Genomic DNA, 13,395 nt, shown 5'->3' with positions numbered 1-13,395 from the left:
ACGTCACAGTCATCCGGGGCCGTGGGGGCGGGTCGGAGGCCCCAACCTCCGAGTGGGAGCCCCTACTCCCAATCCCGCCCCCGCACCGATCGGCGCCGCTCGGCACCGATCAGCCGTACACGTCAGCTTTACCTGATCAGCCCCGCCAAATCAGCCGAACTGCACCGACCGTTTCGCCAGGCCCATCCAGAAGCCGTCGATGACGCTCCGCCCGCTGTCCAGCTCGCCTTCCGAGGCACCGAGCGTCACGAACAGCGGCGCGAAGTGTTCGGTGCGCGGATGCGCGAGGCGGCCGGCGGGGGATTTGTTCTCGAAGTCGAGCAGGGCGTCGACGTCCTGCGCCAGCAGCGCCCGTGTCCCCCACTCGTCGAACTCCGCCGACCACCCGGGCACCCCGCCCGGCGACTGCCGCAGCGCGGCCAGATTGTGCGTGAAGAATCCGCTGCCCATGATCAGTACGCCCTCATCCCGCAGCGGCGCCAGCCTGCGCCCGGTCTCCAGCAGCTCGCGCGGGTCGAGCGTCGGCATGGAGATCTGGAGAACGGGAATGTCGGCCGCCGGAAACATCTCCACCAGCGGTACGTACGCCCCGTGATCGAGCCCCCGGTCGGGGACGTCATGGACCGGCGTACCGGCCCTGCGCAGCAACTTCCGCACGGAATGAGCCAGTTCGGGCGCGCCGGGAGCGGCGTACCGTACGGCGTAATAGCGCTCGGGAAAACCCCAGAAGTCGTGGACCAGCGGCACGGTCTCGGTCGCCGCCAGGGCCAGAGGAGCCTCTTCCCAGTGGGCGGAGACGACCAGGATCGCGCTCGGTCGGGGCAGCGCCGCCGACCAGGCGGCCAGTTCACGGGTCCAGACCGGGTCGTCGGCGAGGGGCGGGGCTCCGTGGGACAGGTAGAGGGCCGGCATGCGCTCCACGGCGGCATCCATGGCGACTTCCTGCCTGCTTGAAAGATAAATCGTCTTCGCAGCGGGTAGCTTAGCGAGAGCTAGTTCAACTTTCAAGAATACGGAGTGAAGATGATGGACGGCGGTACAGCCGATGGGGCCGACGGCGGCGGTGCGGGCGAAGAATCCCGGACCGCGGGCGAAGAACCCCAGGCCGCAGGCAGGGAACCCGGGACCGCGGGCGAGGAGCCGCAGTGGCTCAATGACTGCGAGCAGAGTGCCTGGCAGGCGTATGTGCAGGCCACGACGCTGCTGGAGGACCACCTCGACCGCCAGCTCCAGCGTGATGCCGGAATGCCGCACATCTACTACGCGCTGATGGTGCACCTTTCCCGCGCGCCCCGCCGCCGCATGCGCATGACCCAGTTGGCCAAGGACGCCAAGATCACCCGCTCGCGGCTCTCCCACGCCGTGGCCAGGCTGGAGAGACACGGATGGGTCGACCGCGAGGAGTGTCCGTCCGACAAGCGCGGTCAGAACGCGTACCTGACGGACGAGGGCAACGACGTACTGACCCGGTCCGCGCCCGGCCATGTCGCCGCCGTACGCCGGGCGATCTTCGACCGGCTCTCCCCCGAGCAGGTGGCACAGCTCGGCGAGATCATGCGGGTGATCGCGGAAGGGCTTCAGCCGGAGGGCACGGACGCGGATCTGCCCTGGCGCCGCTGAGGAGCGGCGGCACCGGAGCAGATCGTTCGCTTACGTACGTACGCGTCTTTCCGCGTCCGGCCGCGACCGGGCTGGTCGCGGCCGTTCACGGCCGTCAGCACACGAGCGGTCAGCACACCGGCCGGCAGTAAAGCGGCCGTCGGCGCACCATCCGCCGGCGCACCGGCCGTCAGTGCATCGCGACCGGGATCACGATCTCGTTCTCGGGGTCCTCGGACCCGTCCGCGCCCGGGCCGCCCGCGGCGACCTTCGAGGAGCCGGGACGGCCGGCGTTGATGAACGTCACCGCGATCACGGCAGCGACCAGCAGGATGCCGACCGCCCACCAGATGGCGTGCGTGTAGCCGCTCACCAGCGCCTGCGCCTGGAACAGGTTCTTGTCGCCGCCCGCCGCGTGACCCGCGACGTACGCGGTGGTCGCGGAGGCCGCGATCGTGTTCAGCAGCGCCGTACCGATCGCGCCGCCCACCTGCTGCGAGGTGTTGACCATCGCCGAGGCGACGCCCGCGTCCCGCGGCTGGATGCCGTGCGTGGCAAGGGACATGGCGGGCATGAACGCCGTACCCATCCCGAGGCCGAGCAGCACCATGCCGGGCAGGATGACGCCGGCGTAGGACGAACCGACCTCCAGCCGCGTCAGCAGCAGCATGCCGACGGCGGCCACGGCGAAGCCCGGTCCCATCAGCAGGCGGGCCGGCACCCGGGTCATCAGCCTGGCGCCGATCTGGGTGGAGCCGGTGATCATGGCCACGACCATCGGGAGGAACGCGAAGCCGGTCTTGACCGCGGAGTACTGCTGCACGACCTGGAGGTAGTAGGTCAGGAACAGGAAGAGACCGAACATCCCGATGATGGCGAGACCCAGCGAGAGGTAGATGCCACCGCGGTTGCGGTCCATCAGTACGCGCAGGGGCAGCAGCGGGTTCTTGACCTTCGACTCGACGAAGGCGAACGCGGCCAGCAGCGCCGCGGAGGCGACGAACAGGCCGATCGTCGTCGGGTCGGACCAGCCGCTGGACTCGACGCGGGTGAAGCCGTAGACCAGCGAGACCAGGCCCAGCGTGGAGAGCACGACACCCGGGATGTCCAGCGAGGAGCGGTTGCGGCCGCCCGCGGGCTCCCGGATGACGAAGTACGCGCCGAGCGCGGCGATGACCGCGAAGGGGATGTTGACGAAGAACGTCCAGCGCCAGTTCAGGTACTCGGTGAGGAACCCGCCGAGGAGCAGGCCCACCGCGCCACCGCCACCGGCGATCGCGCCGAAGATACCGAAGGCCTTCGCGCGCTCCTTGGCGTCGGTGAAGGTCACGGCGAGCAGCGAGAGGGCGGCGGGGGCGAGCATCGCGCCGAAGACACCCTGGAACGCGCGGGAGCCGAGCAGCATGGCCTCGCTGTTGGCCGCGCCACCGATCGCCGAGGCGAGGGCGAAACCGATCAGGCCGATGACGAAGGTGCGCTTACGGCCCCACAGGTCGGCGATACGGCCGCCGAAGAGGAGCAGACCGCCGAAGGCGAGCGCGTAGGCCGTGATGACCCACTGCTTGTTCGCGTCGGATATGTCGAGGTCGACCTGCGCGTGCGGCAGTGCGATGTTCACGATGGTCGCGTCGAGTACGACCATCAGCTGGGCGAGGGCGATGAACACCAGCGCTTTCCAGCGTTTGGGATCGGGGAGCCCGAGACCGGCTCGGACTTCGGCAGTTTTTGACATGGCGGTATCCACCTAAAGGTACGGAAAGGCGAAAAGTACGTAAGCGCGGGCGACGCTGCCGGCCTTACAGAGGGCATTCGGGTCACCGGATCGCTCGGCGCCCGGTTGGAGCAGAGAAGTACGTGGGGCCCAGCGGAAGTACGCGGGGTTCAGGGGCTTACGGAAGTGCGGGGGTCGCTGGGTACGGGGTCGCTGGGTACGGGTTCGCGGGATACGAGTTCGCGGTACGGGGACGGGGTGGGCTCAGGGCGCTCACGAAGTGGCGCGGCGCAGATCCTCCAGAGTCGCGGCGGAGCCGGGGAGAACGGACCGGGCAGGCAGTTCGAGGCCGTCGAGGAACAGCTGAAGGTGTCGATGGACGAACTGGTCCATGTTCAGACAACCGGTGCCGGGCAGCGGCCGGGTGAGCTGGGACAGCGCGACCATCAGGTCGCCCACGGCGACGTCGGTACGCAGCCGTCCCGCCTGCCGCGCCCGCTCCATCAGCCCTTCGATGTCGCCTTCGAGGCGTGCGCGCGCGGCCCGGAGGTCGGCACGGTCGAACGAGAACGAGCCGGAGAGCATGGGACAGAGGGCACCGATCCGTTCGTCGGCGGCAGCGTGCACGAAGGCGCGCAGCGCGGCGAACGGATCTCCTTCCTGAGCGGCGGCGGCCTCCGCACGGTCCGCGGTGCTGCTCAGGACGGAAAGGACGACGTCGAGAACAAGGGCGTTCCGGTCGGCGAAGTGCCGGTACAGCGTGGCGTTGCCGATCCCGGCGCGCCGGGCGATCTCGTCGAGCGGGGCCTCGGGCCCTTCTTCCACGAAGATCTCACGTGCCGCGGCCACGATCCGCTCGCGGTTACGCAGAGCGTCCGCGCGCGGCCGCGGGGAGCGGCGCGCTTCGGGTTCGGCGGCGGTGGTCACGTTGGACCTTCCCTCGATGAGTGAGTGGGGCGAGCGGATTCCGCCGCCCGGCAAACGGTTTACAAGCCGGTCATAACCGGTTCACTTGCCGGACATAAGCGGGGACCGCGTCCCCGTTTTCCGGAGACACAGATTCAAACGGGGAAAGCATCCCCGGTTATTTCACGCGCGCGAGTGACCTGCGTCACAGAGTTGACGACGTCACGCCACAGCGCACAGTGATGCCGGCCCGCGCCCGCCGGAAAGTGACGCCGACGCGCGACCGTCAGAACGTGACGCCGGCCCGCGCCCGTCACCAAGAACCCGCGGCCACGGCTGCCACCGCGCCGAAACGACCCACGATCGGGCGCACCCAGCGAGCGCCGACACGCCGAACGACGGAGGGTGAGCAAACAGGCGCAGTCCGCACTGGCGGCTGCCGCGCACCCGGAAGGCGACCGCATGCAGCAGCGTCGGATACGCAGATCCGGCAGTGACGGAACACCCCAAAAGCCTCGCACACCGCGCAAGCCCCGTAAACCACGTAAGCACCGGCGGCACCGCAGGGGCGGTGCGCTCGCCGGTCTGGCGGCGCTCACCCTCGCCACCCTCACCACTGCGAGCGCCACTCTCCAGGCCCCTTCCCGCGCCTCCGCGGGCCCGGTGTCCGTCACCGGCGATTCGGCCATAGGACCTTGCCGCATAGCCACCGCCACGGCCGTACAGATGTCGGAAGGCGTGCCCACCTCGCCCGGCTACTCCCCCTCCACCGGCACGGTCCACGCCCTCAACCTCATGATCGACTTCCCGGACGCGCCGGGCTCCGGGAAAGCCGTCGCGCGGCTCGCGGAGTTCTTCCCGAAGACCTCGGAGTGGTTCAGGACCAGCTCGTACGGGCGGCTCGACTACCGCCCCGAGGCCCCGCTGAAGAACTGGCTGCGGATGCCCCAGCGGTTCTCCGACTACGGAATAGAGCGCGGCTCGCCGTACGAGCCCGGTTATCGCGAACTCGTCGACGACATCGTGGCCGCGGCGGACCGGAAGGTCGACTTCAGCGCGTACGACCTGATCAACATCCTGGTGACACCCAATGCCGGGCCCTCCGCGCTGGACACCGTCCTGTCCGTCACGTTCTCCGGCAATCACGACGCGCCGCACGCGGACGGCGTCCCGCTCGCCAACACGTCGTTCGTCTACAGCCGCCAGGACGACGGCTCAGGCTCGTACCCGCAGACCGGTTACCGGGTGCTGCCCCACGAGAACGGCCATGTGTTCGGCCTCCCCGATCTCTACACGCTGGGCGGCGGTGGCGCGGTCGGGCACTGGGACATCATGTCCGAGGACTGGGGCGCCAACAACGATCTGCTGGGCTGGCACAAGTGGAAGCTCGGCTGGCTGGACGACGATCAGATCAGCTGCGCGTCCAGGGCGGGGACGACCGAACACGTCCTGGGACCGCTGGCCACGACCGGCGGACCCAAGATGACCTTCGTACCGCTCTCGGCTCAGTCCGGGTACGCGGTGGAGGTGCGGACCCGGGCGGGCAACGACGAGGCGGTCTGCCGGCCCGGTGTCCTGATCTACCGGGTGGACTCGTCCGTCGACACCGGGCGCGGCCCGGTCACGGTCTCGGACAGCGCCGAGAACAGCGGCGGCTGCACGAGACGGCCCAATGTGCACGCGGAACTGTCGGACGCGCCGTACCGCCCCGGTCAGTCCTTCGAGGACCGCGAGAACGGGATCACGATCTCGGTGGTCGGCGAGGAGCCCGACGGGAACTACCGGGTGCGGGTGACACGTTCGTGAAAAGCCGCGGGGCTTCGGCTCCGGATTCGGCTGCGGTCTCGGCTCCGGTCTTGGCTGCGGTCTCGGCTCCGGATTCGGCTCCGGTCTTGGCTGCGGCTGTCAGTCCGCCTGCGCACCGGCCGTGATGTTGAGCGCTGTGCCCGTCATGGACCTCGCGTGCTCGGAGGCCGCGAAGACCGCCACCCGGCCCACGTCCTCCAGCGAGGCCGCCCGCTTCAGCATCGTCCGGCCCTCGGTGGCCTTGACGATCCTGTCCCGCCACTCGGCGTCGACGCCATCCGGAATCGTGTCCGGCACCCCCGCGGTCTGGAGGGTCAGCGCGCGGATGCCGTACGGCCCCAGCTCGCCCGCCAGTTGCCTGCGCAGGGTGTCGAGCGCCTGGAAGGCGACCTGAAGACCGCCGAGGTGGTAGCCGGGCATGGGGTCCCCGTACCCGCCGAAGAAGAGGAGCACGCCGGAGCGCCGCGCGATCATGTGGCGCGCGGCGGCGCGCGTGGTGAGGAAATTCGTGCGCAGGGCGTTCACGACCGGCTGCTCGAAGTCCGCGAGCGCCATCTCGGCGAGTGCGGTCCCCTGCACGTCGCCGTGCGTGATCAGGTTGAACGACACGTCGATGGAACCGGTCCGCGAGGCCACGTCGTCGGCGTGCGCGTCCACGGCCCGTTCGTCCAGCGCGTCGACCACGGCGGTCTCGGCGCGCCCGCCCGCGGATTCGATGTCGGAGGCGACCTTCTCCAGCTTCGCGGGCGTACGTCCGGCGAGGAAGACGTGCGCCCCTTCCGCGGCGAAGGCGCGCGCGACGGCGCCACCGATCGCGCCGCCCCCTCCGTAGATCACCGCGGTCTTGTTCGTGAGCAGCATCCGACTGTCCTTCCGGCCTTACGGTGCGGGTCCCGTGACCGGTCCCGCCGTTCGTCCCTTGTCCTGGCTCATGGCTGGGTGTGTCCCGTAGCCGGACACAACCAGGTGAAGCCCGGATCCGGAAGTACGACTCCGGCGGGGCGGAAAACTGAGCGGCGGAAGTGCTCCGAGTGGGACAGCCCTCGCCCTGAACTCAGCTGCCCAGGGACGCGACCCACTTGTCGACGGTGACGACCTCCGCCTGCCGCGGGAACACCTTCTCGGTGAGTACGCGGTGCACCTCGGGATCGGCGTCGAGGCAGCCGTCCTCCAGCACGGTGAGCCCGAAGTCCAGATCGGCGGCCTGGCGCAGGGTGGACAGGACGACGCCGCTGGTCGCGATTCCGGTGAGGACGAGCGAGTCGATGTCACCGGCGCGGAGCACCATGTCGAGGTCGCTGCCCGCGAAGGCGCTGACCCGCTTCTTCGTCACCACGACATCGCCGGGGCGCGGTGCGACATCGGGGTGGATCTCGGCGTGGGGATCGCCGTCCGCGAACCCGCCGGCGGCCGCGCCACCGGACTGCCCGGCGCTCGACTGCTCCGCTCCCGACCGGACGGCGCTCGCGATCGCGCCGAAGGTCTTGTTACGGGCGCTGATCTCGGGGTGCCCGGCCCGGAAGCCGACCACGACGTACAGCACGGGAAGCCCGGCGGCGCGCGCGCCGTCGATCGCCCGGCCGACGCGTGACAGGTAGCCGGTGTCCTCCCCGGTGAAGCGGCCGACGATGCCTTGCTGGACATCCATGACGAGGAGGGCGCTCTTGCTCATGGGTACGGTCCTTTTCTTTCGTTCACGGGTCTTGGTTCTGAGGTCTTGGTTCTGGGGTCTTGTGACGAGCAGACCCCTGCGACGACCGCCGCGCCCCACGCGCGGTGGCCCGTGCGGCTGTCGCGCTTTTCTACGCCGCCGGCCCGGCTCTGTGGTGGCGGCCACGCAGGACCGACGCGACCGCGGCGACCAGGGACATCGCCGTCGCGACGCCGAAGACGATGACGAGACCGTGGTGGAACGGCCCCGAGACCAGTTCGGAGAAGAACCGCGTCCCCGTCAGCGTCTTCGCCTGGTCCGCGGAGACCATGTGCAGCACGCCGCTCGGCTCCAGCAGGTTGCTGATCGGGTTGTCGCCGAGGAAGGTGGCGAACAGCGTGCTCACCGGCGGCAGCCCCGCCACCTGCTCCGCCGTCCCGGCAGGCACCCCCTGGCCCTGCAACCCGCTGCTCAGCGCGTGCGGGAGCGAACCGGCGAGCCCGGAGATCATCAGCGAGAAGAACACACCGATCGACAGGGCCGTGCCCGAGTTCTGGAACGTCGAGCGCATGCCGGACGCCACACCGCGCTGCTCGGGCGGCACACTGCCCATGATCGCCGAGGTGTTGGGCGCGGAGAACATGCCCTGCCCGATGCCGCTGACCAGCAGCAACCCCGCGAACAGGGGGTACGAGAAGTTCACCGGCAGCGCGAGCAGCCCGACGAACGAGAGGGCGACGAGGACGAGCCCGCCCGTCGCGAACAGCCGCGCCCCGAACCGGTCGGAGAGGTGACCGGACAGCGGCCCCGCGATGAGGAAGCCGACGGTGAGCGGCAGCATGAAGATGCCGGCCCACAGCGGCGTGCGCTCGAAGTCGTACCCGTGCAGGGGCAGCCAGATGCCCTGGAGCCAGATGATCAGCATGAACTGGAGCCCGCCGCGCGCGATCGCGGTGAGCAGCGCGGCCAGATTGCCCGCGGCGAACGCCCTGATACGGAACAGGCCGAGGCGGAACATGGGTTCGGCGATCCTGGTCTCCGCGATACAGAACACGACGAGCAGCAGCACACCGCCGCCGAGCCCGCCGAGCACCCAGGGGTTGGACCAGCCGGTCGGGCTGTCTCCGTAGGGCTGGATTCCGTACGTGATGGCGGCGAGGATCGCGCCGGTGCCGAGGGTGAAGGTGATGTTGCCGACCCAGTCGATACGGCCGGGGCGCCGCGAGCCGGTCTCGCGCAGGCTGCGGTACGACCACACCGTGCCGATCACACCGATCGGAACGCTGACCCAGAACACCGCGCGCCAGTCGACGGCGGCCAGCAGCCCGCCCGCGAGCAGTCCGAGGAACTGCCCTGCCAGCGCGGTAATTTGATTGACGCCGAGGGCCATCCCGCGCTGCCTGGCGGGGAACGCGTCGGTGAGAATGGCGGCCGAGTTCGCGGTCAGCATCGCGCCGCCGAAGGCTTGTACGATGCGCCAGCCGATGAGCCAGAGCGCGCCGGACCCGCCCTTGAACGGGTCGAGCGACAGGGCGAGCGACGCGAAGGCGAAGATCGCGAAGCCCATGTTGTACATACGGACGCGGCCGAACATGTCGCCGAGCCGGCCGAGCGCGACCACGAGCACGGCGGAGACCAGCAGATAGCCCAGGATCATCCAGAGCAGATAGCCGATGTTGCCCGGGGCGAGCGGGTCGAGGCCGATACCGCGGAAGATCGCGGGCAGCGAGATGATCACGATCGAGCCGTCGACGGACGCGATCAGCACGCCGAGTGTGGTGTTGGAGAGGGCGACCCACTTGTAACGGTCGTCGCCGGCGGGCCTTTCGGCGCCCTTTCCGCTGCTCCCGGCATCCGTCTTGCTGCGGTTCACAGCCGCTCCGCCAGTCGGTCGAGCAGGGGCAGTACAGCGATCAACTCACCCCGTTCGGCGGGGCTGAACTCCTCGTCCAGGACGGTCGTGAGCCGCTTGATGGACTCCGACCGCCGGTCGACCAGCACCTTGCGGCCGGCGTCGGTGACGGTCATCACCGCCCGGCGCCCGTCCTGGCTGTCCTGCTCCCTGCGAACCAGGCCGCGCTCTTCGAGAGCCGCCAGGGTGGTCGCCATGGCCTGCGGCCGTACGCGCTCCAAGTCAGCGAGCACGCCAGGCGATTCGGCACCGTCGCGACTGAGACGCGCGAGGACGGACACCTCCGAGAGGGTCACGTCACCGACGGCGTGGGTCTGCCGCAGCCGTCGGGCGATACGAGCAACTGCCAGCCGGATGGCGGCTCCTGCGTGCGCGGCGTCGTCGGACGCCGCCGCTATGTCATCCATGACTAGTAACAGTAGGCTTATTAAGTTGAGTTGAGCACCCTCGACGCGAAAGACGGCCGGAAGACGCGCCTGAGACACGCCGAGGGCATGGACGGACCTACCGGTGGCTGCCTAACAGCGGCTGCCTAACAGCGGCTAAGGCTGCTGAAGAAGCTGAAAGGACTGCGCGGCGGAGCCGTTGCAGGAACTCTGGACCAGCCGCGTCCCGTCCGCCGAACCGGCAGGTGCGCTGAGGCACTTCCCGCTGTGCCGGGCCGTGAAGTGGTAGCGGCCACCGGTCTCCGGGACCGCTTTCCACTGCTGGTTCGCACCGCCGCTGTAACTCCACAGCTGGAGAGGGGCGTTGTCGGCGACCGACACATCGGTCACGTCGATGACCTGCTGGGTGTTGCCGCGGATGCCGATGCGCGAGTAGCCGGCGTCGGTGGCACGGATCTGGTACTGCTGAGCGGTGGTGCCGTTGCAGGTGTACTGCTGTATCGCTGTCCCGTTGGCGGTGGCCGCGGACTTGGCGTCCACGCACTTGCCGTTGCCGCTGTTGACGAGTGAGTACCACGCGGTCTCGGAGATGGGCCCGGAAGGCGGCGTCGTACCACCACCGTCACCCACCTCGCCCGTGCCGAGCCACTTCAGGCTGTCGATCAGGAAGCGGTTCTGGGTCTCGCTGGCGAAGGTCGAGGACAGCCGCTGATTGGTGTTGTAGTTCATGTCGTTGTGGCCGAAGTTGGCGTACACCATCTTGTAGCCGGTGTTCGTCCACAGGATTGGGTAATAGCCGCTGGTCCAGGACTGGTTGGGGTCCGTGCCGAGCGGGAAGCTGACCGGGTCGACCGACGCCAGGATCTTGATGCTCGGGTTCTTCCTGAGGTCGTTGCTCCAGCTGTACCACTCGCTCACCGCGGAGGTGAACGTGTCGGGCAGGTTCGCGGTGTTGGGCAGGGACTTGTCCTCGACCTTCAGCGTGGCGGCCTCGGGACCCCAGGTGTTGGTCTGAAAGTTCCCGGAGCCGAGGAACTGGTTGTAGTACCAGGGCCATTCACCGGAGTTGGTGGTGAACGCCGATACGTGGAAGCCCAGCCAGCCGCCGCCGTTACGCATGTACTGCTCGAACCCGGCGCGTTGGGCGGCCTCGTGCGGCGCGTCGTCCAGGAACAGGACCACCTGGTACTGCTGGAGGTCGGCGGGGTTGGCGAGCCGACCCCAGTCGGTCGTCGCGGTGTAGGAGAAGTTGTTGGCGGCCGCGGTCTGCGGGAACCACACGTTCGCCTCTTTGACGAAGTCGATGTGGGCGGCGTCGTATGTCCCGTTGTAGAAGGCCAGCACCTTGAACGCCGGTGCGGCCGGCGCCGCGACGGCACCGGAGGCCGGCGCGGCGGCTAACCCCAACACCACGCCCAGCACCGCGAGCAACCCGAGCCAGACCTGCTTCGCACGGGCCTTGTACCTGGTCATCGTCATCCGAGGACGATCCTTTCCTCTGCCTGTCCGACACACACCAGTCGATGTCGTGAATATGACAAACAAGCGCGCGGGAGACGCGGCTCCTCCGTGATTGAAGAAGCGAACCGACCCTTCGTCAAGGGTTTGGTATGGACCAATCGAGCGTCTGCCCGCACACGCACGGCAGCCGTGCCCGCACAGTGGGTGCGGACACGGCTGCCGTGAGAACGAGCGTGCTTTCTAGGGGAGTTCGGCATCCCGACGACTCAGGGACGCCTGAGCCGTCGAACGCACACGCTCAGGCATCCTGGAGTTCGACAGTGGGCACGGGCAGGGTCGACAGCCTGCGCGCGTCGAGCGGGGAGGACCGGCGGTCGAGCCGCTTTTCGAGCAGCTGCCGGGCATCCTCGGAGTGCCCCGCCCCCACCATCGCGTACAGCAGCGTCTCCTCGATCACCTCGCGCTGGGCCGCGCTCCCACCGATCTTGCCCAGTGACGGCAGGACCCGCCGCAGGCCGCGTACCGCCGCGTCCCAGCGCTCCTCCACCACGGCCTCCAGCGCGTCGCACAGCGGCACGACCACCTCGCGCTGTATCTCGTCGGCCTGTTGGGCGTGCGTACGCAGCCGCCGCAGGGCGGGCAGATCCCCGCCCGCCGCACACGCGACCGCGCTGTGCAGCGCCGCGAACGCGCTGCTCGGGCTCTCGATCACCTCGCGCGGCACCGCGTCGAGCACGTCGTCCACCGGCAGCCGCCCCGACCAGTGGTGGCACATCCGCGCGCGCCAGAGCATGGAACCGGAGTCGACCAGGACCCGCACGCCGCTCACCCGGCCGGGGGCCAACTGGCTGTACCAGCGCCTGCGTACGGTGGACGAGTCGTCCAGCGCGAGTTCGTGCAGCGCCGCGTGCCAGGAGAAGTGCGCCCGGTGCACGGCCCCGCAACCCCGGCCGGCGATCCACTGATCGAGCCACTCACGGCCCTTGTCGTGCGCGCCGGACTCGTAGTTGACGTGGGCGAGGGCATGGGCCGCGTTGCCGGAGCCCGGTTCTTCGGCGAGCGCCCGCAGCGCCAGCTCACCGGCCTCCTCGTGATGCCCCTGCTCCTGGCGGACGAAGGCGTACAGCGAGGTGTGGAACCAGTGGCCGTCGTACGTCGGCGCCGTCTCCTTCAGGAGCCGGAACGCCACGTCGTCCTCAAGGCAACTAACCCCGGAGAAGGCGATGGTGGGCACCGCGACGCTGAGCGCCAGCGCGTCGCCGGGGTATTGCCCGAGATGGTCGATGACGGCCTTGTCGTCAGCGCCCTTTATCCGCCGCGTGACCGCGCGTACGAACGACCGCTCGCGTTCGTCGCCGCGCTCGGTGACACTGCGCTGCGCGTCCGCGAGAGCACGCGGCACATCCACCTCCTCGCCGCACTCGTGGCCGAGCAGGGCGAGAGCCGCGTGGCCCATGGCGAAGCCGCGGTCGAGTTCCGTGGCGCGCTCGAACGCCTCCGCCGATCCGCCCCGTACGGTGATGACTTGATTGAGCCCCTTGCGGAAAGCGGCCGCGGCGGCTCCGTGCGTGGACAGCGGAAGCCCGAACTGGTCGACGGGACGGCGGGCCCGCTGCGGAGCGGGCCGTGTGTGTGGCGTCAGCAGGCTCAAGGCGATGTCCTGCGCCTGGACGCGGATCTCGGGGATCGCCGTGGTCTCCCACAACTCCCCGCGCCTGGCGGCCCCCAGGGTGTACAGCGGCCGTTCGGCCCGCACCGAGGCGTCCCGCAACCGGCCGTCCTCGGTGGCAACTCCCATGCCCAGCGGGCCCGGAACCACCAGGCCCTCGGCAACCAGCCCCTGCCACAGGGGGACTTGTCACTGGTCTGCTCCGGTCCCGTGCAGTCCACCACGCGGTCGACACGCAGCGTACGGCCGTCCGCGAACGTGACGGCGAGGCCGTCCTCGCCCAAGTCGCTCACG

At 69.3% G+C, this 13,395-nt stretch carries 11 protein-coding genes; 2 read left to right on the top strand and 9 right to left on the bottom strand.

Annotated elements, in window-relative coordinates:
• Nucleotides 1-150: 150 nt before the first annotated feature.
• Nucleotides 151-933 carry a dioxygenase gene (locus tag ACIP6N_RS15075; protein WP_401815759.1) on the bottom strand — a complete coding sequence of 261 codons (783 nt, stop codon included), beginning with the start codon at nucleotides 931-933 and terminating at the stop codon, nucleotides 151-153.
• Nucleotides 934-1,023: 90 nt separating this feature from the next.
• On the opposite strand from ACIP6N_RS15075, the gene ACIP6N_RS15070 reads away from it, so the two are divergent.
• A complete protein-coding gene (locus tag ACIP6N_RS15070) occupies nucleotides 1,024-1,620 on the top strand; it encodes a MarR family winged helix-turn-helix transcriptional regulator (RefSeq protein WP_401815758.1) in 597 nt (198 codons plus the stop codon).
• A gap of 169 nt (nucleotides 1,621-1,789) precedes the next feature.
• Here the strand turns inward: ACIP6N_RS15070 and ACIP6N_RS15065 are convergent, their stop codons facing one another.
• Nucleotides 1,790-3,331, bottom strand: coding sequence for an MFS transporter (locus ACIP6N_RS15065; RefSeq protein ID WP_401815756.1), 1,542 nt, complete (start codon nucleotides 3,329-3,331; stop codon nucleotides 1,790-1,792).
• Between the two features lie 252 nt (nucleotides 3,332-3,583).
• On the bottom strand, nucleotides 3,584-4,237 hold the full coding sequence (locus ACIP6N_RS15060) for a TetR/AcrR family transcriptional regulator (RefSeq protein ID WP_401815754.1): 654 nt from the start codon (nucleotides 4,235-4,237) through the stop codon (nucleotides 3,584-3,586).
• A 441-nt stretch (nucleotides 4,238-4,678) separates the two neighbouring features.
• Between ACIP6N_RS15060 and ACIP6N_RS15055 the strand changes: the two genes are divergently transcribed.
• A complete protein-coding gene (locus ACIP6N_RS15055; protein ID WP_401816212.1) occupies nucleotides 4,679-6,022 on the top strand; it encodes a M6 family metalloprotease domain-containing protein in 1,344 nt (447 codons plus the stop codon).
• Nucleotides 6,023-6,121: 99 nt separating this feature from the next.
• On the opposite strand, the gene ACIP6N_RS15050 is transcribed toward ACIP6N_RS15055, so the two are convergent.
• The 6 genes from ACIP6N_RS15050 to ACIP6N_RS15025 form a co-directional block, all read right to left on the bottom strand.
• Nucleotides 6,122-6,883, bottom strand: coding sequence for an SDR family NAD(P)-dependent oxidoreductase (locus ACIP6N_RS15050; protein ID WP_401815752.1), 762 nt, complete (start codon nucleotides 6,881-6,883; stop codon nucleotides 6,122-6,124).
• Between the two features lie 193 nt (nucleotides 6,884-7,076).
• On the bottom strand, nucleotides 7,077-7,694 hold the full coding sequence (locus tag ACIP6N_RS15045) for a cysteine hydrolase family protein (RefSeq protein WP_401815750.1): 618 nt from the start codon (nucleotides 7,692-7,694) through the stop codon (nucleotides 7,077-7,079).
• Nucleotides 7,695-7,824: 130 nt separating this feature from the next.
• Nucleotides 7,825-9,546 carry an MFS transporter gene (locus ACIP6N_RS15040; RefSeq protein WP_401815749.1) on the bottom strand — a complete coding sequence of 574 codons (1,722 nt, stop codon included), beginning with the start codon at nucleotides 9,544-9,546 and terminating at the stop codon, nucleotides 7,825-7,827.
• On the bottom strand, nucleotides 9,543-9,992 hold the full coding sequence (locus ACIP6N_RS15035; RefSeq protein ID WP_401815747.1) for a MarR family winged helix-turn-helix transcriptional regulator: 450 nt from the start codon (nucleotides 9,990-9,992) through the stop codon (nucleotides 9,543-9,545). Before ACIP6N_RS15035 ends, ACIP6N_RS15040 begins: the two co-directional genes overlap by 4 nt.
• 135 nt (nucleotides 9,993-10,127) lie before the next feature.
• Nucleotides 10,128-11,444, bottom strand: a complete 1,317-nt coding sequence (locus tag ACIP6N_RS15030; protein WP_401816211.1) for a ThuA domain-containing protein — start codon at nucleotides 11,442-11,444, stop codon at nucleotides 10,128-10,130.
• A 286-nt stretch (nucleotides 11,445-11,730) separates the two neighbouring features.
• On the bottom strand, nucleotides 11,731-13,230 hold the full coding sequence (locus tag ACIP6N_RS15025; protein WP_401815745.1) for a hypothetical protein: 1,500 nt from the start codon (nucleotides 13,228-13,230) through the stop codon (nucleotides 11,731-11,733).
• Nucleotides 13,231-13,395: the final 165 nt, after the last annotated feature.

Source organism: Streptomyces sp. NPDC088725 (assembly GCF_044751305.1).
Taxonomy (GTDB): Bacteria; Actinomycetota; Actinomycetes; order Streptomycetales; family Streptomycetaceae; genus Streptomyces.
The sequence above is the reverse complement of the archived record's forward strand: the minus strand, read 5'-3'. Positions and strand labels throughout refer to the sequence as shown.